This is a genomic window from Blautia sp. AF19-13LB (assembly GCF_003479105.1).
Classification (GTDB): domain Bacteria; phylum Bacillota; class Clostridia; order Lachnospirales; family Lachnospiraceae; genus Fusicatenibacter; species Fusicatenibacter saccharivorans.
The window spans coordinates 289,015-315,221 of sequence record NZ_QUGO01000001.1; the positions used below are offsets into that span (position 1 = coordinate 289,015).

At 49.4% G+C, this 26,207-nt stretch carries 24 protein-coding genes; all 24 read left to right on the plus strand.

Annotated elements, in window-relative coordinates; all coding sequences use genetic code 11:
* The first annotated feature begins 2 nt into the window (after positions 1-2).
* The 24 genes from DWX32_RS01430 to cbiB all read left to right on the plus strand — a co-directional run bounded on the left by DWX32_RS01430 (position 3) and on the right by cbiB (position 26,191).
* On the plus strand, positions 3-608 hold the full coding sequence (locus tag DWX32_RS01430) for a hypothetical protein (protein ID WP_117804054.1): 606 nt from the start codon (positions 3-5) through the stop codon (positions 606-608).
* A 209-nt stretch (positions 609-817) separates the two neighbouring features.
* Positions 818-2,302 (plus strand): threonine synthase, encoded by a 1,485-nt coding sequence (gene thrC / locus DWX32_RS01435; protein ID WP_055266623.1) that lies wholly within the window; start codon positions 818-820, stop codon positions 2,300-2,302.
* Positions 2,303-2,383: 81 nt separating this feature from the next.
* Positions 2,384-4,615: a cell wall hydrolase gene (locus tag DWX32_RS01440; protein WP_117804055.1), complete on the plus strand. Its 2,232-nt coding sequence runs from the start codon at positions 2,384-2,386 to the stop codon at positions 4,613-4,615.
* A gap of 35 nt (positions 4,616-4,650) precedes the next feature.
* A complete protein-coding gene (cobT, locus tag DWX32_RS01445; protein ID WP_117804056.1) occupies positions 4,651-5,700 on the plus strand; it encodes a nicotinate-nucleotide--dimethylbenzimidazole phosphoribosyltransferase in 1,050 nt (349 codons plus the stop codon).
* 17 nt (positions 5,701-5,717) lie between these two features.
* Positions 5,718-6,239: a bifunctional adenosylcobinamide kinase/adenosylcobinamide-phosphate guanylyltransferase gene (locus tag DWX32_RS01450; protein ID WP_117509027.1), complete on the plus strand. Its 522-nt coding sequence runs from the start codon at positions 5,718-5,720 to the stop codon at positions 6,237-6,239.
* A 1-nt stretch (position 6,240) separates the two neighbouring features.
* The gene (locus DWX32_RS01455; RefSeq protein ID WP_055226435.1) at positions 6,241-7,017 is read left to right on the plus strand and encodes an adenosylcobinamide-GDP ribazoletransferase; all 777 of its coding nucleotides are present in this window, start codon (positions 6,241-6,243) and stop codon (positions 7,015-7,017) included.
* Positions 7,014-7,421, plus strand: coding sequence for a bifunctional adenosylcobinamide kinase/adenosylcobinamide-phosphate guanylyltransferase (locus DWX32_RS01460; protein ID WP_022462293.1), 408 nt, complete (start codon positions 7,014-7,016; stop codon positions 7,419-7,421). The genes DWX32_RS01455 and DWX32_RS01460 overlap by 4 nt, the downstream gene beginning before the upstream one ends.
* Positions 7,414-8,010 (plus strand): histidine phosphatase family protein, encoded by a 597-nt coding sequence (locus tag DWX32_RS01465; protein WP_022462294.1) that lies wholly within the window; start codon positions 7,414-7,416, stop codon positions 8,008-8,010. The genes DWX32_RS01460 and DWX32_RS01465 overlap by 8 nt, the downstream gene beginning before the upstream one ends.
* 6 nt (positions 8,011-8,016) lie before the next feature.
* Complete coding sequence (locus DWX32_RS01470; protein WP_207741833.1) at positions 8,017-8,886, plus strand: amidohydrolase family protein; 870 nt, start codon at positions 8,017-8,019, stop codon at positions 8,884-8,886.
* A gap of 116 nt (positions 8,887-9,002) precedes the next feature.
* A complete protein-coding gene (locus tag DWX32_RS01475; RefSeq protein WP_117760345.1) occupies positions 9,003-9,572 on the plus strand; it encodes a signal peptidase I in 570 nt (189 codons plus the stop codon).
* A gap of 44 nt (positions 9,573-9,616) precedes the next feature.
* Positions 9,617-10,321 (plus strand): SipW-dependent-type signal peptide-containing protein, encoded by a 705-nt coding sequence (locus DWX32_RS01480; RefSeq protein WP_117760344.1) that lies wholly within the window; start codon positions 9,617-9,619, stop codon positions 10,319-10,321.
* A gap of 22 nt (positions 10,322-10,343) precedes the next feature.
* Positions 10,344-10,877, plus strand: a complete 534-nt coding sequence (locus tag DWX32_RS01485) for a hypothetical protein (protein WP_022462298.1) — start codon at positions 10,344-10,346, stop codon at positions 10,875-10,877.
* On the plus strand, positions 10,874-12,046 hold the full coding sequence (locus tag DWX32_RS01490; protein WP_117509024.1) for a hypothetical protein: 1,173 nt from the start codon (positions 10,874-10,876) through the stop codon (positions 12,044-12,046). The genes DWX32_RS01485 and DWX32_RS01490 overlap by 4 nt, the downstream gene beginning before the upstream one ends.
* Complete coding sequence (locus DWX32_RS01495) at positions 12,043-14,685, plus strand: SpaA isopeptide-forming pilin-related protein (RefSeq protein ID WP_117509023.1); 2,643 nt, start codon at positions 12,043-12,045, stop codon at positions 14,683-14,685. The genes DWX32_RS01490 and DWX32_RS01495 overlap by 4 nt, the downstream gene beginning before the upstream one ends.
* Positions 14,686-14,736: 51 nt before the next feature.
* Entirely contained in the window at positions 14,737-15,570 is an 834-nt protein-coding gene (locus DWX32_RS01500) for a class B sortase (protein WP_117509022.1), read from the plus strand.
* A 53-nt stretch (positions 15,571-15,623) separates the two neighbouring features.
* Positions 15,624-17,324 carry a MutS-related protein gene (locus DWX32_RS01505; protein ID WP_117509021.1) on the plus strand — a complete coding sequence of 567 codons (1,701 nt, stop codon included), beginning with the start codon at positions 15,624-15,626 and terminating at the stop codon, positions 17,322-17,324.
* A 134-nt stretch (positions 17,325-17,458) separates the two neighbouring features.
* Positions 17,459-18,631, plus strand: a complete 1,173-nt coding sequence (gene cbiD, locus DWX32_RS01510; RefSeq protein WP_055226415.1) for a cobalt-precorrin-5B (C(1))-methyltransferase CbiD — start codon at positions 17,459-17,461, stop codon at positions 18,629-18,631.
* Positions 18,632-18,638: 7 nt separating this feature from the next.
* Positions 18,639-19,331 (plus strand): precorrin-2 C(20)-methyltransferase, encoded by a 693-nt coding sequence (gene cobI, locus DWX32_RS01515; RefSeq protein ID WP_117804059.1) that lies wholly within the window; start codon positions 18,639-18,641, stop codon positions 19,329-19,331.
* Entirely contained in the window at positions 19,332-20,090 is a 759-nt protein-coding gene (gene cobM / locus DWX32_RS01520) for a precorrin-4 C(11)-methyltransferase (protein WP_117804060.1), read from the plus strand.
* A 1-nt stretch (position 20,091) separates the two neighbouring features.
* Complete coding sequence (locus DWX32_RS01525) at positions 20,092-21,123, plus strand: cobalt-precorrin 5A hydrolase (RefSeq protein ID WP_118659142.1); 1,032 nt, start codon at positions 20,092-20,094, stop codon at positions 21,121-21,123.
* Positions 21,120-21,851, plus strand: coding sequence for a precorrin-3B C(17)-methyltransferase (gene cobJ / locus DWX32_RS01530; RefSeq protein WP_022462307.1), 732 nt, complete (start codon positions 21,120-21,122; stop codon positions 21,849-21,851). Before DWX32_RS01525 ends, cobJ begins: the two co-directional genes overlap by 4 nt.
* Positions 21,844-23,823 (plus strand): precorrin-6A reductase, encoded by a 1,980-nt coding sequence (gene cobK / locus DWX32_RS01535; protein ID WP_117801002.1) that lies wholly within the window; start codon positions 21,844-21,846, stop codon positions 23,821-23,823. The genes cobJ and cobK overlap by 8 nt, the downstream gene beginning before the upstream one ends.
* On the plus strand, positions 23,820-25,229 hold the full coding sequence (locus DWX32_RS01540) for a cobyrinate a,c-diamide synthase (protein WP_118659143.1): 1,410 nt from the start codon (positions 23,820-23,822) through the stop codon (positions 25,227-25,229). The genes cobK and DWX32_RS01540 overlap by 4 nt, the downstream gene beginning before the upstream one ends.
* Positions 25,226-26,191, plus strand: a complete 966-nt coding sequence (gene cbiB / locus DWX32_RS01545) for an adenosylcobinamide-phosphate synthase CbiB (protein WP_118659144.1) — start codon at positions 25,226-25,228, stop codon at positions 26,189-26,191. The genes DWX32_RS01540 and cbiB overlap by 4 nt, the downstream gene beginning before the upstream one ends.
* Positions 26,192-26,207: the final 16 nt, after the last annotated feature.

Here is a 26,207-nt window from a genome sequence, read left to right on the forward strand (position 1 = left end):
ATATGCTGTTTAAAAACAAAATTGAATACACCAAAGGAATGTTTGTGGAGATTTACGGCACCGAGATAAAAAAAGTACGTCTGGTACTGCGGATCATTACAGGGATTGCTGTTGTGGCTGCGATCGCTTTTATGATCTACGGTGCAGCAGCGCGGGGATTTATCATGCCGGGAGACTTCTTCAATCTTGGAATCTCCATTCTGATGGCACTTCTGTGTACGTTTCTGCCGAATCTGATGGCACGTTCACAGATGAAAAAATGCAAAAAGAGAGGACTCCTTGGAGAACGTACCCTTCGTTTTACTGAGCAGGTGCTCACAATGACATACGAAAAAGAGGGCAGAAGCACTGATATTCCGCTCGAAGAGCTGACAAAGGTGACGGAGTTTGACAACTTTATCCGCATCACCATCGGAGGCAGAAGCACCTTTCTCGATAAGAAACGCTTTGAAATCGGAGACGCGGCAGCGTTTGTGACCTGGGCGGAAGATAGAATCGCAGAGAATGCGGAAAAAGAGGAAGAGGCACTCGCACTCGAGGAGACAGAAAGGGAAGCTCCGGCTTTAGAAGACGGCGAAGCAAAAACGGAGGAGTCCGACGAAAATTAAATCATACATTCTGACAAAAAATATTTTGGCAGAATGGTGGAAAATGGCTGTGCATTTTTGTGCACAGTCATTTTTTGTATATTTTTGTTGTTTTTTCATACTTCATCCATTATAATAAAAGGAAGCGTACAGGTAAAACTAATCTGAAACGTATCCGGCCAGGAGTCAGAGAGGCTCTGCCGGGAGTCAAAGTGAAGGAGAGAAAGAGCATGGAAGTATTATACAAAAGTACCAGAGGCAATGGAGAAACCGTAACTGCATCCCGGGCAATCTTAAAGGGTCTGTCCGACGACGGCGGATTATTTGTACCGACCTCCATTCCAGCACTGGATGTTCCCATGGAAAAACTTGCGGCTATGAGCTATCAGGAAGTAGCATACGAGGTAATGAGCCGTTTTCTTACCGACTTTACAGAAGATGAACTGAAAAACTGTATTGCAAACGCATACGATGCGAAATTTGACACAGAGGAAATTGCACCGCTGACAAAAGCAGACGGTGTTTACTATCTGGAGCTGTTCCACGGCGCAACGATCGCGTTCAAGGACATGGCACTTTCCATTCTGCCGCATCTGATGACGACCGCCGCAAAGAAAAACGGCGTGAAAAATGAGATCGTCATCTTAACTGCTACATCGGGAGATACCGGAAAAGCAGCAATGGCAGGCTTTGCAGATGTGCCGGGTACCAGAATTATTGTATTTTACCCGAAGAACGGCGTAAGCCCGATTCAGGAAAAACAGATGGTAACACAGAAGGGCAAGAACACCCACGTTGTAGCCATCCACGGAAACTTCGACGACGCACAGACCGGCGTGAAGAAAATGTTTAACGACAAAGAGCTTGGAAAAGAGCTGGCAGATAAAGGCTTCCAGTTCAGCTCTGCAAACTCGATCAACATCGGAAGACTCGTTCCGCAGGTCGTCTACTACGTATATGCTTACGCAAACCTGGTGAAAAACGGAGAGATTGCAGACGGAGAAAAGATCAATGTAACCGTTCCGACCGGAAACTTCGGAAATATTCTCGCTGCATTCTATGCAAAACAGATGGGACTGCCGATCGCAAAACTGATCTGCGCTTCCAATGAGAACAAAGTTCTGTTTGACTTCTTCCGCACCGGCGTTTACGACAGAAACAGAGACTTTATTCTGACAACATCACCGTCCATGGATATCCTGATCTCGAGCAATCTGGAGCGTCTGATCTACCGCATCGCCGGAAACAGCGAAGCAGCAGACCGCGAGCTGATGCAGGATCTTGCAAAGGACGGAAAATATGAGATCACCGATGCGATGAAAAAAGAGCTGGCAGACTTCTACGGCAATTATGCATCCGAACAGGAGACAGCAGACGCGATTGCAAAACTGTACAGCGATACCGGATATGTGATTGATACCCATACCGCGGTTGCAGCGGCTGTATACGGAAAATACCGCGAGGAAACCTATGACGAAACCAAGACCGTCATCGCATCTACCGCAAGCCCGTATAAATTTACAAGCAGCGTTCTTGCAGCGATTGCACCGGAGTATGACACCCTTCCGGTACTGGAGCAGGTAGACAAGCTGTCTGCACTTGCCAATACCGAGATTCCGCGTGCGATCGAAGAAATCCGTACTGCACCGGTGCTTCATACGACAGAGTGTGATGTAGATCAGATGCCGGAGACTGTTCGGGCGTTTTTGAAATAAGATAAAGCAGGAACAGAATTTAAAAACAGGCAGAGCACACAGCAGGCTTTGCCTGTTTTTGCAGGGAGAGAAGAATAAATAATGAAAAATAAAGTAATCAGGGGAGTACTGGCGGCAGCTTGCGTGACAACCGCTGTCAGTGCTGCGAACGTATTTGGAGCAGGCACAGAGCAGAGTCTGGTAAATGAGGCTTCTGCTGTTACAAAGGAAGAAACAGAAGAAACATCGGAGGCGGAAACCACAGACGAAAATACGCCGGAGATGACAGAAACGGAGACGCCGGATTCGACAGCGGAAAATGCCGCCTCGGATCTTCCGGCGGCAGAAGTACAGAGCGGAAAGCCCGAAGAGACGGCGGTATCCGTGCAGGCTGGAAGCTATTACCCATGGGTGAATGAGAACGGGATCTGGTATTTTAAGGATCCGGATGGTACCATTGTCAAAGGAGCCTGGAGAGAGTACGACAAGAACCGTTACTACCTGAATAATGACGGAAAAATGGCGGTCGGCTGGAAAAAACTTGATGGATCCTGGTATTATTTCCAAAGCTGGGGCGGTGTTTACCGGGATGCCTTTTACACCGTGAAAAATGTACCGTATTATTCTGATGCGGACGGAAAAATGGCGACCGGATGGAAACTGATCGATGATGTGTATTATTATTTTGATGATCAGGGCGCGATGTACCGGAATCATTTTTTTGAGTATGACAAGAATACGTATTATGTTGATGCGGATGGAAAAATGGCATCCGGGTTCGAACAGATTGACGGGATCTGGTATTACTTCCGAAGCTGGGGCGGCATGGCACGAAATACCTTTCTGACGCATAAAAATAATATTTATCATGTTGATACGGATGGAAAGATGACGACCGGCTGGCTGCTGCAGGATGGAACCTGGTATTATTTCCGAAGCTGGGGCGGCATGTACCGCAGCACCTTTTTCAAAGCACCGACAGGAAGTGCACTTTACTATGCCGATGAGAACGGAAAGATGGCTGTCGGAAAAAAACAGATCGACGGTGACTGGTACTATTTCAAGGACTGGGGCGGCATGTATCAGAATGCATTCATCAAAAACGGAACGAGTGTCTGCCATGCGGCTGCAGATGGAAAACTGACCGTCGGCTGGCTGCAGCAGGGCAGTACATATTACTATTTTGATGAAACCGGAGAGCAGTATTTTGACCGCTTTTTTGAATATGACAACAATACATATCGTGTGAATGCAGATGGAAAGATGGTAACCGGCTGGCAGAAAATCAATGGTACGTATTATTATTTCCGGGGCTGGGGCGGCATGTACCGTAGTACCTTTTTCCAGCTTGGCGGTGAAACGTATTATGCCGATGCGGATGGAAAGATGGTGACGGGCTGGCTTTCGAAAGAGAACCAGTGGTATTACTTCCGGGAAAATGGTGCGATGTACCGCAATACCTTCTTTACGCATTTAAACAACAGTTACTATGCCGATGCCAACGGCGTGATGGTGACGGGAGAGCGGACTATTAACGGCGCTTCCTATTACTTTAAAGACTGGGGAGGCATGGCAAAGAACCAGTGGCTCAATGCACAGAAACGGATGGTAAGCGGTGATCCGCAGACGGGCTGGTATTACTTTGGAAGCGACGGAAAGATGGTAAAATCGTATTACGCTCTGCTGAAAAAGAACAGCAGCAACTGGTACTACAGCTTTGACGAAAACGGAGTGTGCATTCTCGGCTCGAGCCAGTATGTGCGTGCAAAGGACAGCGTAAGCGGAAAATATTATACGATGGAGCATCAGTATTACACGGATCCGTCTGTGAGTGACCGTGATTTCTTTGCGGCTATCTGCAGTGCGGAGGCGGGTGTCCAGAGAAAAACCGGTATGACGGCAGTTGCGATGGTCATCCGGAACCGGATGGCGGCACAGAATATTTCGCTCCGCACAGCGATTTATAAACAGCAGCAGTTTGAACCGGCGCGGAACGGAAGTCTGACAAACTATCTGACGGGAATTGCGGAGCAGAGCAGTTCGATCATCAATCAGCTGAAAAATAATGGAGCCTACGGTGCAGTGGATGAATCCCGGTCGATCATGGATGCATATCTGAAGAACGGCACAAAACGTGTGATCCCGGGCTTTGGCGATACGAGAGATGATTTTGATTATCTATATTTCATGACTCCGAAAGCATTTGAAAATCTGAATATGGATAAAGAAAAATGTGTGACATATACATACACCTATAAATGGACAACTTCCAGCGGAACAGCGCGGGAAGATTCCCATATTTTCTTTGTGAACTGGGTGAAAAAACAGAGCTGATCGGACGTCATATCGAAAGAAGGGGCGAACAAAAGATGACATTACAGGAAACAATCGGACAGATCCATCCGCTTTCGAAAGAGGCGATGGATCGTGCCAAGGCTCACTGGGACGGCATTGCAAAGCCGCTCCACAGCCTCGGAAAGCTGGAGGACGTGCTCATCCAGATTGCCGGAATCACCGGAAAAGAGAAGATTTCGATTGAAAAAAGAGCACTTCTGACGTTCTGTGCGGACAATGGCGTTGTGGAAGAAAACGTGACGCAGAGCGGTCAGGAAGTGACAGCGACAGTTGCGGAAAATTTTCTGCAGGAGAAGGCGACAGCAGCCATTCTCTGCCGCGGTGCGCATGCGGATCTGTTTCCGATTGATATCGGAATGGCGCGCGATACGAAGGTTCCGCGGTATAAAGTTGCGTATGGAACAAAAAATATGGCAAAAGGTCCGGCGATGACAAGGGAAGAGGCCGTTCGTGCGCTTGAAACAGGAATCGCCGTGGCGGAAGAAAAAATTGCGGCGGGCTATCAGCTGATGGCAACCGGTGAGATGGGCATTGGAAATACGACGACGAGCAGTGCAATGGCAGCCGTTTTCCTGAATCAGCCGGTTCCGGAACTGACGGGACGGGGCGCCGGGCTTTCGAGTGAAGGTCTTGCGCGGAAAATTGCAGCGATTGAAAAAGCAATTGCCATCAATCAGCCGGATCCGTCCGATCCCATCGATGTGCTGGCAAAGGTCGGCGGTTTTGACATTGCCGGCATGGCGGGTGTCTTTCTTGCAGGGGCTGCACATGGCGTTCCGGTTGTGATGGACGGCTTTATTTCCTGTGTGGCAGCGCTTCTTGCTGCACGGATTGCACCGTTCGCAAAGGACTATATGATCGCTTCGCACGTATCGAAGGAGCCGGCGGCGCATCTGCTGCTTGCAGAGCTTGGAAAAGAAGCCTTCCTGCACTGCGATATGTGTCTGGGCGAGGGAACGGGCGCCATCATGCTTTTCCCGATTCTGGATCAGGCAAATGCCGTATACCGCGGCATGGCGACATTTGACGAGGCACAGATCGAAACGTATGTGCCGCTGACTTAAAAAAGGCAGGTGAAACGATGATACATCTGGTTACAGGCGGCAGCGGCAGCGGAAAATCGGCGTATGCGGAGCAGTGTATTCTGGATTTTGGCGGAACACGGAGGGTTTATATCGCAACGATGCAGCCGTTCGGTGCGGAAGGGCAGGCGCGTATTGCACGCCACCGGAAGATGCGCGCGGCAAAGAAGTTTTCGACGATTGAGTGTTATACGAATTTAAAAGAAGTGGAGCTGGAACCGGGAAGCGATGTGCTGCTCGAATGTATGTCGAATCTCACGGCAAATGAAATATTTGATCCATCCGGGGCGGGAAAAGCGCGGACGGAGGAGGAAATTCTTGCGGGCGTTTCCCGTCTGGCCAATCAGGCGCGGAATCTGGTTCTGGTGACGAATGAAATTTTTTCGGACGGATACCGATATGAGGAGGAGACGATGGAATACCAGCGGATCCTGGGAAACATTAATGTACGTCTGGCAGAGATGGCGGACTGTGTGACCGAGGTTGTGTATGGGATTCCCGTCAGAATAAAAAAAGAATAAGATGAAAACGATATGGAATAATTTTAAAGTGGCGTTTGCCATGTACTCGAAAATCCCGATGCCGCCGGCAGACTGGGAAAAAGAGAACATGAAATATGCGTTGTGTTTCTTTCCGTGGGTCGGACTGGCTGTCGGTGCAGTTTCGGCGGTGCTTTTCTGGCTGCTGCAGCAGATTGGCGCGGGAAGCATGCTGCGGGCTGCAGTGCTGACGGCAGTTCCGGTTCTGGTGACGGGCGGCATTCACCTCGACGGCTATCTGGATACGATGGATGCGTTAAGTTCCTGGAGAGAAAAACAGCGCCGACTGGAAATCTTAAAAGACCCGCACGCCGGAGCATTTGCGATTATTATGGGATGTCTGTATTTTGTACTGTACGCGGGCGCAGCCGGAGAACTTGTCTGGAAGATTTTTCCGGCGTATGCATTTGGCTTCGCAGTTTCGAGATCGTTCAGCGGTCTTTCGATCGCGTTTTTTCCAAATGCCAATCCGAAAGGAACAGCGGCAGCGTTTGGCATGAGCGCAGAGAAAAAAAGAACGGCGGCGGTGCTTGTTGTGACGATTTTTGCCGTGACGGCGCTCTCAGCTTCGTTCTGCGTCTGGGCGGCACTGGATGTACTGGTTGTATCGGCACTGGTATTCTGTTATTATAAATGGAAAAGCAGTAAGTATTTTGGAGGAATTACAGGAGATCTCGCAGGCTATTTCCTTTCGCTCTGTGAGCTGGCACAGCTCCTGTCTCTTGTGGTACTTTCTCTTGGAATGGAGAACTGGAAATGAAATTAGTAATTGGAGGGGCTTTTCAGGGAAAGCTTGACTTTGCAAAGAAGATGACCGGAAAAGAAACAGGATGGGCCGATGGGGCAGCAGTTTCGAAAGAGGAGCTGTCGGCATGTTCCGGCGTATATGATTTTCAGGAACTGGTCCGCAGATGGCTCCTTCTGGAAGAGGAGACCGGGACTGCACCGGAAGCAGAACTGGAAGAACTGCTGCAGAAAAATCCGGAAATCTGCATTGTTACGAATGAACTCGGTTACGGAGTGGTTCCGATCGAACCCTTCGACCGGAAATGGCGGGAAAAGACGGGGCGCATCTGTACGGAGCTGGCAGCAAAGGCTGATTCGGTAACCCGTGTGGTGTGCGGAATCGGAATCCTGCTGAAAGGTGAGGAAAAACATGATTAAAATTGCAATGATCCGCCATGGAAAAACCTATGGCAATACATTAGGACGGTATATCGGCGTGACGGATGAACCACTGTGTGAGGAAGGGAAAAAAGAGCTGGAACAGCGGACGATGGATACCGTTGAGCTTCTGTTCGTCAGCCCGCTGAAACGGTGTCTGGAAACGGCAGACATTCTGTATCCGTATGCCAAACAGGTCAAAATCCCGGAATTTGCAGAGTGCAATTTTGGTGAGTTTGAGAACAAAAATTATCAGGAATTAAAAGATAATCCGAAATACCAGGAGTGGATTGATTCCATGGCGACGCTTGCCTTTCCGGGCGGTGAGAGCCCGCAGCAGTTCAAGGACCGCTGCATCGCCGGCTTTGACAAGATGGTGGATACGTGTATCCGCCGCCATTACCGCAACGTGGCGATGGTGGTGCACGGAGGCACGATCATGAGTATCCTTGAGCAGTACGGCGTGCCACAGAAGAGTTACTATGACTGGCGAGTAGAAAACGGCTGTGGATATCATCTGTATCTCTCGGAGCAGAACTGGAAAATGGGCCGCAGAGAAGCTGTGGTGGAATCGGAGATAAGGCGGTAAACAAAAATGGTGACAGCAGAATGCCATGCCCATATTTTTATGGACGGTGTGGATTACAAAAAGGCGGCGGCAGCGCATGAAAACGGCCCGCGGGAGGATCTGATCCGGGAACATCTGGCGGCGTATCAGAAGGCAGGGATTTCCTATGTGCGTGACGGCGGAGATCCGTACGGGGCGGGTGTTCTTGCACGGAGCCTTGCGCCGGAGTACGGGATCACATACCGCACACCGGTTTTTGCGATTCACAGGGCGGGCCGTTATGGAAAAATTGTCGGACGCGCATTTTCAGACGGGAAAGAGTATTGCGCGCTTGTGCGTGAAGTACGCCGTGCGGGCGGAGATTTTATCAAGATCATGACGACGGGAATCCTGGATTTCGCGACAAAGGGGCATGTGACCAGTGAGCCGCTTTCCAGGGAAGAGGTTTTTGCAATGACAGCTGCGGCGCATGATGCGGGGCTTTCTGTGATGGCGCATGTGAACGGCGCACAGGCTGTGATGGATGCGGCAGAGGCAGGCGTGGACTCGGTTGAGCACGGGAACTTTCAGAATGAAGAGAGCATCTGCTGTATGGCAGAGCATGCAACAATCTGGGTGCCGACAATTGTGACGGTTTCGAATCTTCTGGAGAACGGCAGATATCCGGCTGAAACGCTGGCGTGGATTTTTGAGACGCAGAAAAAAGGTCTGCAGCTCGCATTTGAAAAGGACGTTGTGCTTGCGGCGGGAAGTGATGCCGGCGCATACGGCGTACTTCACGGAAAAGGAATCCGGGAAGAAGAGAGTGTAATGCGAAAAATCCTTGGGGCAGAAAATGGGCAGGAGCTGGAAAAGCGGCTTGCGTTTGGAGAAAAAAAGATCCGGGAAAAGTTCTGAAAATTTTCTGCGTTTCAGGCTTTAGAAAAAATTTAGAATTAAACGGGCAGACAATGCTTGCGCTTTCGCCCGGACTATGGTAAGTTTAAATCACTTTTACAAGAACTTTAGAGAAAATGAAACAGGGATATTCTGAGACAGAGGGTAAATGCTATCCTCTGTTTTTTGCGTGCAAAAATGACAGTCTGGATGTCCGCATCGACGGAAGGGAGCAAATGAAAGCAAAAGGAAAACTGGGGCTGCAGGGCTTTCTTTCCTTCCTTTTTCTGGCGGCGGGATGGTATCTGATGCAGTATTTCTGCGCCTATGTCGTACTGTCCGGGTCCATGGAACCGGAGATCCCGACGGGATCTGTTGTGGTTGTGGATGGACGGAAGAAGGAATGGAATCCGGGGGATGTGATTACCTACCGGAGAGGAAATATGGTGGTGACACACCGGATCGTGGAAAAGAGCGAGGAAGGATACTGTACTAAGGGGGATGCCAACGCGGAGGAAGATGCAGGCATCGTTTTGGAAAAACAGGTGATCGGGAATGTGATCGTAGCTCTTCCCTGGCTTGGCTTTGGTATCGTCTGGCTCCGGCAGAGAGGAACACTCTTTTTTCTGGCCGTGGGAGCGGTGATGCTTTTTACAATCCGGCAGCTTTGGCACGGTAGAAAAATCATGCAGGAAAACAAGTTATAAAAAGAATTAGCAAAATTATTTAGGAAAACAGGAGGAATTGATCTATGAAAAAACAGCGGAAAATCGTATTCTGGGCAGCATCACTGCTTCTGACAGGAGCCCTGGCAGCGGGCGGAACACTGGCGTATCTGACGGATAAGGATTCTGTGACGAACCAGTTTGTTGTGGGAAAAGTAGATATCGAAGGAAATGAACCATCGTACGCACCAGATCCGGACGGAAAGACCAATCATATCGTGCCGACCCAGGTGATTCCGAAGGACCCGCGTATCAAAAATAAAGGTAAAAATGATTCTTACGTTTATATGGATGTTTCCATACCAATCGCAAAAGTGATCGTTGCAGATACATCCGGAAACCGTTTAAACGGCGGGGCAGCCGTCGATACGGAACTGTTTTCGATGAATCAGCTTTCGAAAAAATGGGTGCTGATGTACAAGAAAAAACAGAACAATTCGATGGTATATACATATCTCTACAATGAAGTGCTCGCAGCTGGCAAAGCGACGGATCCTTTATTTACGAGCGTGACAGCAGCTAATATCGTGGAAGGGCAGCTGGATGAAAAAGAGGTCGATATTCCGATCAATTATTATGCAATCCAGGCGCTGAATACCGGTGAGGGAAGTACGGCTGCCGAGCGGGCAGCAAAGGCCTGGGAGAAGTATGTAAATCAGAATAATGGGCAGAAGGGGCAGGTAACGGCACCGCAGTCGGAGCCGGAACAGACAGAAGCACCTGGAATTTAAGCAGTTTTCTGGGGGACAAAAGATGAAGAAAAAGACGAAACGGCTGTTTTTCCTTGCGGGTGCGGCCGGGTGTACGATGGCGGCAGCCATTTGGCTGCTGCCGGGAACTTCGGCGTATTTTACAGATCACGAGAGTGTCTGGAATCGTATGGTGTTCGGACATAATACAAGTACTATCGATGAAGAATTTCCGACACCGACGCCCGTACCGCCAGGGAAAAGTGTGGTAAAGAGAGTAAAAATCAGAAATGAAGGTTCCGTTGCCTGCTATATTCGAGCGGCACTTATATTCAGTGAACCAATTGAAGCGATTGAGGGACTTGATACGGAAAACTGGGTAAAAGGAGAAGATGACTACTATTATTACAAAAAACCGGTTTCAGAAGGCGAAAGCACGACGGAATTGTTTACCGGAATCCGCGTTGCAAAAGAAATGGAACAGAAAGAACTTGAGGTTTCGGTCTATGAGGAATCGGTGCAGATCCAGAAGGGGAATATGGTATTTCACGGCTATCGGGAGGCATGGGATGCTTATGAGAGAGGTGGTCAGACATGAAAGGAAAACGCGTCAGGATCGGATGTGCGGCGGCAAGTCTTCTGATGGGAATCAGCGGAACGTATGCATATTACCGGAGCAGTGTTGAGACCATTAACAAAATAGCTGTCGGAGATGTAAATATTGGAATCTGGGAATATGAGGAAGACGGGGATGGAGAAAAGAAGTATGAGGGACCGGAAAACGGCATTGTACTGCCTTCCCAGGTGATTTCAAAAATTCCGCGGATCACCAATTATGCTGAACCATGCTATGTCCGGGTAAAGCCTGTGTTTGATGAGGAAGAAACGCAGGATTACCGTCTGGGGGAAGAGGACCTTGGGGGAATCGAGGACGTCTGGCTGAAAGCAGGAGAGTATTATTATTATCCAAAAGTGCTGGGAAAGCAGGAATCTGTCGATTTTTTCCGTACAATCACCATTCCATCTGCGTGGACCAGTGAGGCGGAGGGACAGGTGCTGTCCGTTGAAATCCAGGCGGAGGCCGTACAGGCAGCGAATGTGACGCCGGATTTTACGGCAGAAGCTCCGTGGGGAGAAGAACTGGAAATAGAACAGTGTGTCCACGAGGCGGATAATACCGTTTCGGAGGTTTCGCAGCAGAGCTTCCTCACCGTTTCGTACGAAGGAGCAGCGCGGAATCTGATCTTGGCACCCGACAATTTCTTTCGGAACTTTCCAGTGCTGATGCCGGGAGATGAATGGGAAGATACGTTCACACTGGTGAACACGACAGCAAGCCGTGCAGAATTTTTTCTGCGGACGGAACTTCCGGAAGAACTCAGTGAAGCAGAAAAAGAACTGCTTTCCAAGGTGAAACTGGAAATACGAGAGGGAGACAGCGTGATTTATGAAGGTGATTTAGAGAGTGAGGGACTATGGGCAGCAAAAAGTCTTGGAATATGCAGTCCAGATGAACGGAAAGAAATCTGTTTTTCAATCCGTGTGCCGTCAGAACTTGGAAATGAATGGGCACTTCGGAAAAGCGGGGTAAAATGGATTTTTTCTGTCGAAGGAGAAGATCTGCCGCAGGAAGAAGGCCCCTCTATCTGGCACAGCGCGCCAAAAACAGGTCTGCGCGATCCGTCAGCAGCGGTCCCCATTGGAATTGCCGTGACAGGAGCCTTCCTGTTTCTTGCCGCGGGCCGGTCTGAAAGGAGGAAAGAATGAAAAGAGCAAAGAAAAGCTTCTGGTTTCTCGCAGGAATTCTGCTGTTGTTGGGATTTTGTTTTCGGGAAGATGTTCTGGCTTCGAGTCTTACGAGTCTTCCTTCTCTTTCGAAAGCCGGAATCGGAGAAGTTGTATCATCGGACTCTGTTATTGACGGCCGATATGATTTTACCCCGCTGATCGGAAGTGAGACAAAAATCCGTTTTGGAAGTACAGATGGAAGTACCTGGGACAATCTGTTCTGCAAAAACGGAGAGAGCCATTCGAAATGCTGTTCCACATGGTGGCCGGCGGCCGATGTGAAGGGATGGAGTAATCTCCGTTCCTTCACGCCGCTGGAGTCGAAAAAAGGAAAAATGTATGCGGAATATACGAATGTTGGAGAGTGCCACGGGGAAAATGTAACGATGCGGATCTGGCTGGAAGACTGGCAGAACACGGTTGTACCATCAGGGTATGAGGACGTGGATGCGGTAGTCGTGGCGATTGACCACAATAAGCCGGTCATTGATATTAAAGGTCTGCTCTGGATCAAGGTACGGTTTGCTTATTACGACAGTAAAGGAAATCCGCTGAATGTGAAAGGATATTTTACACTTTCAGATCTGGACTTTAAGCAGGGCTTTTATCTGGCTGATGAGACAGAACATATCTATCTGACGAAGGAGGCAGATGCCAGAATCGTCTACGATGCCAGAACAGAAGCGATCTGGTCGGCAAGACGCGGCTCTGAGCCGGACGGTGGAACAACTCCGGAAAATTCGGAAGGCTGGGTTACAGTTACCTTTGAAGGAAATTCCCAGACGATGATTTTCTATGATGGAGGCACTAACGACGCGGTAACTGGTCCCGGCGGCGGAGTGAAAGCACCGAAAAAATGGCCGGATAATTTTGTAAACGATACTTCCAGTACGTACAACAACTGGCATGGAGCATCCCGGGAAACGGGAATAACTGTTGTGCCGTGGAATACTTCGGAATTTGGTTACACAGCGAACGTTCCCTGTCATCTGTCGAAAGTAGGAGATCTTGTAGTGAAAAAAATGGATGCAGAGACAAAAGAAGCTATTTCGGGTGCAGAATTTACCGTGTACCGCTGGAAAAACAACACCTGGAGTGAATTCAAAAAGATGAACTGGGTGAAAAAAACGGGTTCTTATCTGCTGGAGGGAATTCTGGATACAGACAGTGAAAATGGAAAATTCCGTGTTGTGGAGACAAAGAATCCAGCTGGTTATGCAGGAAGCTGGGAGCAGGAATTTTCCATTGACAAGGAAGGCATGCAGACGATCCATCTGGAGGCAGAAAACACAAGAAAAACAGGCTCACTGAAGATAAAAAAGACGGAAGAAAACTCAGGGAAAGTACTTTCTGGTGCAACATATCAGGTGATTGCGAGCGGAGCAATTACAACGGTAAACGGAACAGTGCTGTTTCCGGATCAGGCGGTAGCAGCTGTGCTGAAAACGGATGAAAATGGAGAGGCGTTCAAAAACGGGCTGGAGTACGGAACGTATCTTGTGCGGGAAACGGCGGCTCCAAATGGATATGTGCTGGATCCGACGGAAAAGAAAATAACGATCGGGGAACAAAACGCACAGATCACACTGACGTTTACAAACTGGAAGAACCGTTTTGTTCTGCAGAAAGTAAGTCAGGGAGACGGAAAAGTGCTTCAGGGAGCAGCCTTTCATATCTGGACGAAAGATGGAAGTTTTGATGAGACAAAAAAGACGGATGCAAATGGAAAAATTGAGCTGACGGGACTTTTGGACGGTGTCTGGTACTATCAGGAGACAGCATCTCCGGAGGGCTTTCTGCTGGACAGCACATGCCGGGAATTTGTGGTAGAAAACGGAAAAATTGACGGTAAATCGGAACTGTCGGTGACGGTCGAAAATGATGGAACACATCTGACAATTGAAAAAATAGATGCAGAGAGCGGAAAACGAATTTCCGGCGCAAAGCTGGTATTAAAAGATATGGATGGAAACCGTGTGGACAGCTGGATTTCAGGAGGAAGCGGCCCGCATGAACTGGAAAAATTAAAGCCGGGTTCTTATGTCCTTGTGGAGGAGGCCGCGCCGGATGGATACCTTGCGGCAGAACCGGTTTCGTTTGTGCTGGAGGCAAAACAGGAAGTGCAGACCGTGACGATGAAGGATCTTGCATGTGAAACCTTGACGATTACAAAGAAGATTAAGGCGGATGAGATTACATGGGCGCATGGAAATCCAACGTTTCTGTTTTCCGTGAAGGGAAAGGATCTGTATGGAAAAGAACATACATACCAATGCTATCTTACGTTTACAAAAACACAGGTGGAGAAAACGACAGATCAGGACGGCTACACGGAACAGTCGGTACAGATCCGGGGAATTCCGGCAGGAAACGATTACCGGGTACAGGAGAAGAAGGTGCTGCGGTATTCGCTTATGCAGGTGACAGGTACGAAGAATGTTACCGTGAAAAAACTAGAAGAGCCGGCATATGGAAAAGATCCTGCGCGCGTCTTTTCGGTATCGGTAAATCTTTGCGGACATCCCAAAGAAAGTGAGGTTGTATTTGAAAATCAGAAATACCGCTGGGATGATTATGGACACAACAGTATTGTAAAAAACCGGATTCCGGTTGAATAACAAAACGGAAAAACATTCCACCATCGGTTCGGGTGGTGGAATGAAAACAAAATGGAGAGAGAAAAAATCAGCAGAAAAAGAAGAGGGATTGCAGTTCTGACATTGGCGGCGCTTTTTTTCTGGTATCTGCCGCAGATTCAGGTAAGCCGGCAGATTCGAAAAGAACAGGAAGAAGCGGTGGAGATGTATGTCAGAGAAGAAAAAGAAGAGAACAAAGAGGAAAACGAAAAAAGCGAAGAAGTGCAGGAGCAGGAACCGGGCAGTACAGATCAAAATCTGTTTCGGACAATTGATTTTACAGGACTTCGATCAAAAAATAGAGAAATCTGCGCGTGGCTCTGGATTCCGGGCTGCGCCTTAGATGTTCCGGTTGCGCACGGGCAGGATAACGCATATTATCTGACACACGATGCGTTTTGCAGGGAGCGGATTTACGGCAGTATTTTTGCACCGTGTGATACACCAGAGGATTTTTCTGAACGTCACACGATTTTATATGGGCATAATATGCGGGATGGAACGATGTTCGGAGGATTGAAAAAGTATCGTGAGGCGTCGTGGGAACAGGAATTTCCGTATCTGTACCTGTATTTGCCGGGTGAAGCATGGCAGTGCCGTATTTGGAGTGTGGAGGAGACGGATGCCAAAAGTGATGTTTACCGGCTGGGAGCATGGAGCGATGCGGACTGGAATGCATGGGTACAGGAAAGAAAAGAAAACAGCATTATCTTTGGCAGCGGTGAGGAAAAGAAAGTTCAAAAGATACTTACCCTTTCCACCTGCATTGGTGACGGCAGCAGTTCACAGAGACTGGCTGTACATGCGGCGGTGGAGATGATTTTTGCAACAAAATCTGGAAGGGAAGAGGGTTCTGTGCTAGAATAAGACAGAATCAAAAGACTTATGATACAGAGCAGGAAAAAGGATGGCGATAAGACATGAAAGAACTGTACACGGCAGCAGGAATTTTTGTTGTTCTGATACTGCTGGGAGTTTGGATGGTACAGAATAACAGAAATGAACAGGAAAAGAAGCTGGTACAACTGCGGAAGAAATGGGGAAAAAAGCAGGAGAAACGGACGGCACGGGAAAAGAAAGAAAAACTGGAAGCGTGTCTGAGACGAAAAGCAGGGGAAAACTTCTGCGTGGACGCGATTACCTGGAATGACCTGGATCTCGATGCGGTTTTTGACACAGTCGACCACACAGTGTCGGTGTGCGGGGAAGAATATCTGTACACGGCGCTTCGGATGCCGGTCACAACAACAGAAATCAGGGAAGAGCGGGAACGGCTGATGAAGCTTTTTGCAGAGAACCAAAAAGCCAGAGAAGCAGTGCAGAAAGCACTTCTTTTGATGGGAAAAGAAAAGATGAATCCGCCGACAGAAGAAATAGCCGTACTGATGGAGGCGGAGCCTGGAGAGAAGGGGAAATATCTTCTGATGGCCGGTATTGCTGTGCTTGGAATTGGACTGCTGTTTGTACTGCCTCCGCTGGGTGTGGCTGTTCTGTTTGCTTCTATGGTCGGCAACGGACTGATGCATGGAAGGGAGAGCAAAAAGCTGGAGAGTGCATTAAAAGCGTTTGGCTGTATCCTGCGGCTGCAGCGGACAGCCAGGGAACTTGGAAAAGAAAAAATTTCCGGACTGGAAATGTATCAGAAGCGTCTGGAAGAACAGGAAAAACAACTCCGTCCGATTACAAGAAAATGCAGAACACTTGTGAATACGAAAGAATCGCAGGGCGGTGCAGCAAACATGATTTTTGCATACTTTCATACGTTCTTTCTGCTGGATCTGATCGAGTATTCTTCGGTTGTTTCCGGAGTGAAATCGTATGAAAAAGCGATTCTGCAGATGGCAGAGGATCTTGGACTCCTGGACTTTGCACTGTCTGCAGCATCGTACCGGGAGAGCCTTTCGTATTACTGCCGGCCGGAATTCCTGGATGAGAAAAAGGCGGGCTGTCGGATCGATGTGGAGGAGCTTTATCATCCGCTTCTGACACATCCGGTGGCAAACAGTTTGTATGCGGAGGGCGGAATTCTGCTGACCGGCTCGAATGCGTCGGGAAAATCCACATTTATGAAAAACATGGCAGTGAATGCGATTCTGGCGCAGGCACTGAACACGAGTCTTTCGAAGCGGTACCGCGGTGTTGTGTGCCGGATCATGACATCCATGGCACTCCGCGATAATCTGGCACAGGGAGAGAGTTACTTTGTTGTGGAAGCAAAATCTTTAAAACGGATTCTGGAGGCAAGCCGGGAAAAAACACCGCTTCTGTGCGTCATTGATGAGGTGCTGCGGGGAACAAACACGACGGAGCGGATTGCAGCGTCAGAGAGTGTGCTTGCTGCCCTGCGCCGTGCAAATGTGCTCTGTCTTGCAGCAACACATGATACTGAACTGACGTATCTGCTGGAAGATCTCTATACCAATTATCATTTTGAAGAGCAGATTACCGCGCAGAGTATTTCCTTCCCGTATCGCCTGGAACAGGGGCCGGCAAGAGGAAAGAATGCGATTGCGCTGCTTGGAAATATGGGAATTGATGAAAAAATTGTAAAACAGGCAGAAAGAAGAGCTGCGGAGTTTGAAACAACAGGAAGCTGGGAAAAGAATAAGTTTCTGAGATAGAAAAACAGCCGGGAAAAATTGATCTTTTTTGAAAAAATATGCGAAAATGGTTCAGCATTTTTTCATTGTGTGTTATGATAAAACAGATCGCGTGATCTGGCAGAAAAACCGCCGGATCTGTTAAGGAGAAAAACATGAGCAGGACAGGCTTGGAAGATGCATATATTATGCGCGGCAGCAAGAAACTCCGCATGGGATATACGACGGGTTCCTGCGCTGCAGCGGCAGCGCGGGGAGCGGCGTTTATGCTGCTTTCCGGGAAAGAAATACAGGAAGTGAAAATCCATACGCCAAAGGGCATTGTTCTGAATCTGGAATTGCTGGATATCCGGAGAAGTGCCGAAAAAGTAAGCTGTGCCGTCCGAAAAGACGGCGGGGATGATCCGGATGTGACAGATAAAGCATTGATTTACGCGGAAGTGACGTTTGGAACAGAAGAGGGAATTGTAATCGATGGAGGATTCGGCGTCGGGCGTGTGACAAAGCCGGGGCTGGATCAGCCGGTCGGAAACGCGGCGATCAACCATGTACCGCGCCAGATGATCCGCGAGAATGTGGAGGAGATTCAGAAAAAACTCGATGATTTCCGCGCACTGCAGGTTATCATCTCCGTACCGGAAGGGGAAGAACTGGCAAAGCATACATTCAATCCGAGACTTGGCATCACCGGCGGCATTTCAATCCTTGGAACGAGCGGGATTGTAGTGCCGATGAGCGAGGAGGCGCTGATTTCCACGATCCGCGTCGAGATGGAAATGCGGAAAGCACAGGGTGACCGCGTCCTTCTGGTGACACCGGGAAATTACGGACAGGACTTCTTAAAAACGTATCCGTGGGTCCGTGCAGACCATTCCGTTAAGTGCAGTAATTACGTCGGAAAAACACTGGAATTTGCAGCTGAGCTCGGCTTTGACGCCATCCTTTTTGTGGCACATCTTGGAAAATTTGTCAAGGTGTCCGGCGGAATTATGAATACCCATTCCCACGAGGCAGACTGCCGTGCGGAGCTTCTTACGGCGCAGGCGGTGCGTGCAGGGGCGGATCTTGCACTGGCAAAAAAACTGCTGGAGACCGGAACGACGGAAGAAGCGGTGCAGATTTTAAAGGAAGCAGGATGCCTGAAAGAGACCATGGAAAAAGTGACAGAAAAAATTGCTTTTTACATGAATTACCATATTGAGGGCAGAGTGCAGACGGAGGCGATTGTTTTTTCAAGCAATGAGGGCCTGCTTGGGGAAACCCCGGGAGCGGGAGAACTTCTGGAGCGCCTGCGGGAGCAGGAAGAAAAAGAAAACAGAAAAGAGTAAAAACAAAATGACAGGAATTTTATTTGGAACAGGAATCGGACCGGGAGACCCGGAGCTTATGACGTTAAAGGCCGTCCGTCTGATCTGGGAAAATGATACGATTGCAGTACCAGGAGAGAAACCGGAAGAGAGCATTGCCTACCAGATTGCTGTTCAGGCAGTGCCGGAACTGGCAGAAAAAGAGCTCGTTGCTATTCCAATGCCGATGACAAAGAATGCCAAAGAACTGGAGGAAAATCACCGGCGCGGTGCAGAAAAAATAGAGGAGCTGCTGGATGCAGGAAAAAACGTAGTATTTCTGACACTCGGAGATCCAACCGTGTATTCTACCTACCTTTATGTACACAGACGGGTACTGGAAGACGGTTACGATGCGAGAATTGTAAGCGGTGTTACATCGTTCTGCGCGGCAGCAGCATCTCTTTCCGAGGGACTGGTGGAAAATTCCGAAGAACTGCATGTGATTCCGGCGTCTTATCAGATTGAAGATGCACTGGAACTTTCAGGAACAAAGGTTCTGATGAAAGCGGGTAAAAAGATGCCGGCTGTGAAACAGTTCCTGAAGGAAAAGAACTGCCGGGCGGTGATGGTAGAAAACTGCGGCATGGATACGGAACAGAAGTATTTCAGCGCGGAAGAAATCCCGGACCAGGCAAGTTACTATTCACTGATTATTGTAAAAGAAAAGAGGAAAAAATAGATGGTACATTTTATTGGAGCGGGCCCCGGAGCCCCGGATCTGATTACGGTAAGAGGACAGAAGCTGCTTGGTGAGGCGGACATTATCATTTATGCAGGTTCTCTTGTCAATCCGGCACTGCTGGATCTGAAAAAAGAGGGCTGTGTGGTATATAACAGTGCAACCATGACGCTGGAGCAGGTGATTGATGTTATGAAAGAGGCCGAAAGCAAAGGTCAGACTGTGGCAAGACTCCACACGGGAGATCCGTGCCTGTACGGTGCAATCCGCGAACAGATTGATGCGCTCGATGCCCTTGGAATCGCTCACGATGACTGTCCGGGTGTCAGCTCTTTCTGCGGAGCGGCTGCTGCCCTTGAAATGGAATATACGCTGCCGGATATCTCCCAGAGTGTTGTCATCACCAGAATGGCCGGAAGAACACCGGTTCCGGAGCGGGAGAGCATTGCGTCTTTTGCGGCACATCAGGCAACGATGGTTGTATTCTTAAGCACGGGACTCTTAGAGGAACTTTCCCGTGAGCTGATTGCAGGCGGCTATACGGCAGATACTCCGGCAGCGATTGTTTACAAAGCAACCTGGCCGGAGGAGAAGACGTTCGTCTGCACCGTTGGAACACTTGCCGAGACGGCGAAAAAGAACCAGATCACCAAGACAGCGCTGATGATCATCGGAAATGCCGTTTCCCAGGGAAATTACCGCAGAAGTGATCTGTACAATCCGGCGTTTACCACCGAATTCCGAGAGGCAGAACAATAAGATGAAAATAGCCATAGCAAGTTTTACAAGAAACGGGTGCGTCTGGAATCAAAAACTCTGTGCGGCACTGAAAAAACACAGCTGTGAAGGATATGCACTGGAAAAGTACGGGAAAGAAGCGGGAATTCCTGCGATTGCACCGTCGCTTCCTGCATGGACAGAGCGCATGTTTCAGAAAATGGATGCGATTTTGTTTGTCGGGGCGTGCGGGATTGCGGTGCGCAGTATTGCACCGTACGTGAAAAGTAAAAAGACAGATCCGGCGGTTCTGTGTATGGATGAACAGGGAAAGTTCGTGATTTCATTACTTTCCGGCCATATCGGCGGAGCAAACGAGCTGACGGAAGAAGTTGCAGCTGTAACGGGTGCGGTTCCGGTCATTACAACGGCAACGGATGTCAATCACAAGTTTGCGGTCGATGTCTTTGCTGTAAAAAATCATTGTGAAATTTGTGAGATGGAGCTGGCAAAAGAGACAGCGGCGCTTCTGGTGGACGGAAAAACGGTTGGATTCTGCAGCCGTTTTCTGGTGGAGGGAACAAAACCGGAGGAACTGATCCCGGAAGAGGCGGCAAAACCGTCGATGGGAATCTGCATTACCACATCGGAAGAGGATTCGCCATATGAGAGAACACTTCACCTGATCCCGAAGGTGATCACCGTCGGCATCGGCTGTAAGAAGAATACACCGGCCGGCCGGATTGAAGAAAAGGTTCTTGCGGCACTTGCGGCGGCCGGGATTTCTCCAAAAGCAGTTCGACAGGCGGCAAGTATTGATCTGAAAGCGCAGGAGCCGGGAATTCTGCAGCTGGTGGAAAAGTATGGCTGGCAGTACCGGACCTTTTCTGCAGAAGAACTGGAAACGGCGGAGGGGGAATTTACGCCGTCTCCGTTTGTGAAGAAGATTACAGGAATTGACAATGTCTGTGAGCGCAGCGCAGTTCTCGCCGGCGGCAGACTGATAAAGAAAAAAAAGGCAGCGGACGGTGTAACAGTTGCACTGGCTGCGGCGGACTGGAGGGCAGTATTTTGAGTACAATTTTTGTCGTGGGCATCGGCCCCGGAGCATATGAAAAAATGACGATCGAGGCGGCGGATGCGCTGCGGAACTGCGATGTGATCATCGGCTATACCGTCTATGTGGATCTGGTAAAAGAACATTTTGCAGGAAAAGAATTTCTGACGACGCCGATGCGGAAAGAGGTGGAGCGCTGCCGTCTGGCATTTGAAACTGCGGCAGAGGGAAAACAGGTTGCTATGATCTGCAGCGGAGATGCCGGCGTTTACGGTATGGCAGGTCTGATGTATGAGCTTTCGGAAGAATGGCCTGATATTGAAATTAAGGTAATTCCAGGCGTGACCGCCGCAACGGGAGGCGCTGCCGTTCTTGGTGCACCGTTGATCCACGATTTCGCCCTGATCAGCCTGAGCGATCTTCTGACACCGTGGGAGAAAATTGAAAAACGTCTTCTGCTGGCATCGGAAGCGGATTTTGTCATCTGTCTTTATAACCCGGGAAGCCATAAGAGAGCGGATTATCTGGAAAAAGCGTGTGATCTGATGCTTCGTTACAAAGCGCCGGAAACCGTCTGCGGAATCGTAAGCCAGATCGGAAGAGACGGGGAGACGAGCCGGACCATGACGCTTGCAGAACTTCGCAATACAAAAGTGGATATGTTTACGACGGTATTTATCGGAAACAGTCAGACAAAGGAAATCCGGGATCACATGGTAACGCCGAGGGGATATCGCTATGAATAAAGTAATCGTCTTTGCCGGAACGACGGAAGGCCGGGAAATCTGCAGTTTTCTGAAGAAATATGAGATTGCATCCCTTGCCTGTACGGCGACAGAATACGGCAAGTGCCGGATCGAGGAGGGCGGTGCCCTGACGGTTCGAAGCGGAAGACTGACAGAAGAAGAGATGGAACAGCTTTTTGGCGAAGAACAGCCGGAAATGGTTATCGATGCAACCCATCCGTATGCCGATCTTGTGTCGGAAAATATCCGGTCTGCATGTGAAAAAGCAGGAAAAACGTATCTTCGGCTGCTGCGGCCGTCGCTTGCGGCAGATCCATCCTGCGTCATGGTCGATACGACAGAAGAAGCGGTATCGTATCTGGCGGGCACAGAGGGAAAGATTCTGGTGACAACAGGAAGCAAGGAACTCGCAAAATTTGCAGAGCTTCCGGATTATAAAAACCGTGTGTATGCCCGGGTGCTGCCGTTGCCAGGCGTAATTGCATCCTGCGCGGAACTTGGATTTGATGCCGCACATACCATAGGCATGCAGGGACCGTTTTCTATGGACATGAACGTTGCAATGCTGCAGTCGTTCCATGCCGAATGGATGGTAACGAAGGAATCCGGAAGAAATGGCGGCTTTGAAGAAAAAATTGAGGCAGCCAAAAAGGCCGGTGTCCGTGTCGTTCTGATCGGCCGTCCGAAAGAGGAAGAAGGACTCTCGGAGGACGAGGTCAAGCGGTATCTCGTTGAAAAATTTGATCTGTCCGTGAAACGGGACGTCGTGATCGCCGGAATCGGACCTGGTGCAGAAGCACAGATGACGCTGGCGCTCGTAGACGCGTGTGAGCAGGCGGATGTGCTGATCGGTGCGGGACGCATGACAAAAGCAGTAGAAAAATATCAGAAGCCAATGCTTGCAGAATACAGCCCGGAAAAGATTTACGAGTATCTGAAGGCGCACCCGGAATATGAAAAGATTGTTCTTCTGCAGTCGGGTGATGTCGGCTTTTACAGCGGAGCAAAGAAACTTCAGGCCGTCCTTGCGGAAGATGCGGATTTTTCTGTCCGTGTAGAGCCGGGAATTTCTTCGCTGGTTTATTTCTGTGCCAAAATCGGAGTGTCCTGGGAGGATGCAGCATTTGTGAGCCTGCACGGGCAGCACTGCAACTTTCTGGAGACGGTCCGCCGAAACCGGAAAACTCTGGCGATCGCCGGCGGAAAGGGCAGTGTCAGGGAAATCTGCCAGACGTTAAGTTCGTACGGCTGGGAGCAGATTGTGCTGCATGTGGGAACGGATCTGTCGTATCCGGAAGAACAGATTGTGACAGGAACCCCATTCGAACTTGCTAAAATGGAGTTTGCTCCGCTTGCGGTTCTTCTGTTTGAAAACCCGAATCCGGAACCGGAGTTTACAGCCGGCATGGCAGATGAAGTATTTCTGCGTGACAAAGTACCGATGACCAAGCGGGAAGTGCGCAATGCATCTCTTTCTCATCTGCAGCTTTCTTCGAATTCTGTTGTCTATGATATTGGATCGGGCACAGGTTCTGTTTCGATTGAGATGGCGCTTCGTGCAGCACAGGGAAAGGTATATGCGATAGAAAAAAATCCGGCAGCCGTTGCACTTCTGCAGGAAAATAAAAAGAAATTTGCAGTGGATCATCTGGAAATTATTGAGGGAACTGCACCGGAAGCACTCGAAGCACTCCCGGTTCCGACGCATGCATTTATCGGCGGGTCTGCCGGAAACTTAAAAGAGATTCTGGAACTGCTCCTGCGGAAGAATCCGAACATCCGCGTGGTATTAAATACAGTAACCGTGGAAACATTAGCGGAGGCAGCATCGTGTTTCAAAAAACTTGCGTTTGAAGAGCCGGAAATCGTCTGCCTGCAGGCTTCCAATGCGAAAAAGGCCGGAAGAAGCCATCTGATGATTGCCCAGAATCCGGTTTATATCTTTACAGCCCAGGGAGGTGCCAAAGAATGAAAGCACCAAGAATCATGCTGGCAGCAGGAAGGAGCGGAAGCGGGAAAACGATGATCACCTGCGGACTGCTCCGTGCACTGCAGCAGATGGGAAAGCAGCCCGCAGCGTTTAAATGCGGCCCGGATTATATCGATCCGATGTTTCACGAACAGGTAATCGGCGCCCCGTCGTGTAATCTGGATCCGTTTTTCACAGAGGAAGAAACAACACAGTATCTGTTCTGCAAACATGCAGCGGGTCATGACATTTCCGTATTGGAAGGCGTTATGGGGTATTACGACGGTCTTGGAGGAATTTCTACCAAAGGCAGCGCCTACGATCTCGCCGGTATGACAAAAACGCCGGTTCTTCTGGTTGTCGATGCCAAAGGCATGAGCGTTTCAGCGCTTGCCTTTATCAAGGGATACCTGCAGTACAAAGAGGACAGCCGGATCGCCGGTGTAATCTTTAACCGGATGTCAGAGATGCTGTACCGGGAGATCGCGCCGATGGCGGAAAAAGAACTTGGCATTTCCTGTGTCGGCTTTGTGCCGGAACTGAAGGAATGCCACTTAGAAAGCCGCCACCTCGGCCTTGTGATGCCGGATGAGGTGGAAAATCTGCAGGAGCAGGTCAATCTGCTTGCAGAAACACTGCAGAAGACACTGGATTTTGAAAAAATTCTTGCGATTGCAGAAGGGGCAGAAGAGCTCTCGGGAAAAATGCCGGAAGCCCTGTGTAAGGTGACAGAAAGCGAAGCAGCCGCCAAGGTGCGTGCTGCGAAGCCGATTCTTGCCGTTGCAAAGGATGAAGCATTCTGTTTCTTTTATCGGGATAATCTGGAGCTTCTCGCGTCACTCGGAGCCAAAATCGAATATTTTTCGCCGCTTTCCGATGCGGAGCCGCCAAAGAATACAGACGGACTTCTGTTCTGCGGCGGCTACCCGGAGCTGCACGCAGAAGAGCTTTCGGAAAACCAGACCATGAGAACGAAGATCCGCGATAACATCCGTCAGGGAATGCCGGTTCTTGCAGAATGCGGCGGTTATATGTACCTGTCAGAATCCATGGAGGATATGGATGGAAATGTGTATCCTATGGTACAGGCTGTTCCGGGAAATGTTTACCGGACAAAAAAGCTGGGAAGATTCGGCTATATCACCCTCACGCCAAACACGAAGGATACCTTTCGGAACGGCGGAAATCCGGTGCGCGGCCATGAGTTCCATTACTTTGACAGCACAGACTGCGGAAGTGCATGGCATGCGGCAAAACCGCTGCGGAAGCGGAACTGGGAATGCATTCATGCGACAAAACGGATGATGGCGGGATTCCCGCATCTTTACTATATGGCAAGTCCGCACCTCGCACTGGAATTTCTGGAGCAGTGTGTCTCTTACCGGAAAGAACAGGAGAAAACAAGATGAAAACAGCATTAGCAGCCCTGATTGTGGGCTATGGATTGGACCTGCTGCTTGGAGATCCCTCCTTTTTGTATCATCCGATCCGTGTGATCGGAAATCTCATTGCCCTGCTGGAAAAATGGCTGCGGAAGGTATTTCCGAAAACGCCAAAGGGAGAGCTTGCCGGAGGAGTTTTTCTCGTGATCCTCGTCTGTCTGGCGGGATACGGTGTTCCGGCACTGCTGCTCTTTGCGGCATTTAAAATTCATCCGGTCATCGGCTTCCTTCTGGAGGTTCTCTGGTGCTGGCAGATTCCGGCAACGAAATGCCTGAAGGATGAGAGCATGAAGGTCTATCAGAAATTAAAAGAAAACGATCTTCCGGGGGCGCGCTATGCGATTTCCATGATCGTAGGACGTGATACGGAAAATCTTTCGGAAACAGGAGTGACGAAAGCTGCCGTGGAAACGATCGCGGAGAATACGTCGGACGGTGTCATTGCACCGCTCCTCTTTCTTGCCATCGGCGGACCGGCATTGGGCTTTCTGTATAAGTCCATCAATACCATGGATTCCATGGTGGGATACAAAAATGACAAATATCTGTATTTTGGACGGTGTGCGGCAAAGCTGGACGATGTCGTCAATTACATACCGGCGAGAATCAGCGCATGGCTGATGATTCTTGCGTCTGCATGCGAGCGCATGAACTGGAAAAATGCAGAAAAAATTTACAAACGCGACCGTTACTGCCACGCCAGCCCAAATTCTGCGCAGACAGAAGCAGTTATGGCAGGGGCGCTGGAAGTACAGCTTGCCGGAGATGCCGTGTATTTCGGCAAAGTCGTAAAGAAACCAACGATCGGCGATGACATCCGCCCGGTCGAGGCGGAAGATATCAAAAGAGCAAATCATCTGATGTATCTGACCTCGTTCCTCGGACTGGTGTTCTTTGCGGGAATCCGCGCGCTCTTTTTATTTCTGTAAAAAGAGAAGATAGAAA

Coding starts and splice junctions, on each gene's coding strand:
- DWX32_RS01430 (WP_117804054.1), top strand. CDS start 3: ATGCTGTTTAAAAACAAAATTGAATACACCAAAGGAATGTTTGTGGAG.
- thrC (WP_055266623.1), top strand. CDS start 818: ATGGAAGTATTATACAAAAGTACCAGAGGCAATGGAGAAACCGTAACT.
- DWX32_RS01440 (WP_117804055.1), top strand. CDS start 2,384: ATGAAAAATAAAGTAATCAGGGGAGTACTGGCGGCAGCTTGCGTGACA.
- cobT (WP_117804056.1), top strand. CDS start 4,651: ATGACATTACAGGAAACAATCGGACAGATCCATCCGCTTTCGAAAGAG.
- DWX32_RS01450 (WP_117509027.1), top strand. CDS start 5,718: ATGATACATCTGGTTACAGGCGGCAGCGGCAGCGGAAAATCGGCGTAT.
- DWX32_RS01455 (WP_055226435.1), top strand. CDS start 6,241: ATGAAAACGATATGGAATAATTTTAAAGTGGCGTTTGCCATGTACTCG.
- DWX32_RS01460 (WP_022462293.1), top strand. CDS start 7,014: ATGAAATTAGTAATTGGAGGGGCTTTTCAGGGAAAGCTTGACTTTGCA.
- DWX32_RS01465 (WP_022462294.1), top strand. CDS start 7,414: ATGATTAAAATTGCAATGATCCGCCATGGAAAAACCTATGGCAATACA.
- DWX32_RS01470 (WP_207741833.1), top strand. CDS start 8,017: ATGGTGACAGCAGAATGCCATGCCCATATTTTTATGGACGGTGTGGAT.
- DWX32_RS01475 (WP_117760345.1), top strand. CDS start 9,003: ATGAAACAGGGATATTCTGAGACAGAGGGTAAATGCTATCCTCTGTTT.
- DWX32_RS01480 (WP_117760344.1), top strand. CDS start 9,617: ATGAAAAAACAGCGGAAAATCGTATTCTGGGCAGCATCACTGCTTCTG.
- DWX32_RS01485 (WP_022462298.1), top strand. CDS start 10,344: ATGAAGAAAAAGACGAAACGGCTGTTTTTCCTTGCGGGTGCGGCCGGG.
- DWX32_RS01490 (WP_117509024.1), top strand. CDS start 10,874: ATGAAAGGAAAACGCGTCAGGATCGGATGTGCGGCGGCAAGTCTTCTG.
- DWX32_RS01495 (WP_117509023.1), top strand. CDS start 12,043: ATGAAAAGAGCAAAGAAAAGCTTCTGGTTTCTCGCAGGAATTCTGCTG.
- DWX32_RS01500 (WP_117509022.1), top strand. CDS start 14,737: ATGGAGAGAGAAAAAATCAGCAGAAAAAGAAGAGGGATTGCAGTTCTG.
- DWX32_RS01505 (WP_117509021.1), top strand. CDS start 15,624: ATGAAAGAACTGTACACGGCAGCAGGAATTTTTGTTGTTCTGATACTG.
- cbiD (WP_055226415.1), top strand. CDS start 17,459: ATGAGCAGGACAGGCTTGGAAGATGCATATATTATGCGCGGCAGCAAG.
- cobI (WP_117804059.1), top strand. CDS start 18,639: ATGACAGGAATTTTATTTGGAACAGGAATCGGACCGGGAGACCCGGAG.
- cobM (WP_117804060.1), top strand. CDS start 19,332: ATGGTACATTTTATTGGAGCGGGCCCCGGAGCCCCGGATCTGATTACG.
- DWX32_RS01525 (WP_118659142.1), top strand. CDS start 20,092: ATGAAAATAGCCATAGCAAGTTTTACAAGAAACGGGTGCGTCTGGAAT.
- cobK (WP_117801002.1), top strand. CDS start 21,844: ATGAATAAAGTAATCGTCTTTGCCGGAACGACGGAAGGCCGGGAAATC.
- DWX32_RS01540 (WP_118659143.1), top strand. CDS start 23,820: ATGAAAGCACCAAGAATCATGCTGGCAGCAGGAAGGAGCGGAAGCGGG.
- cbiB (WP_118659144.1), top strand. CDS start 25,226: ATGAAAACAGCATTAGCAGCCCTGATTGTGGGCTATGGATTGGACCTG.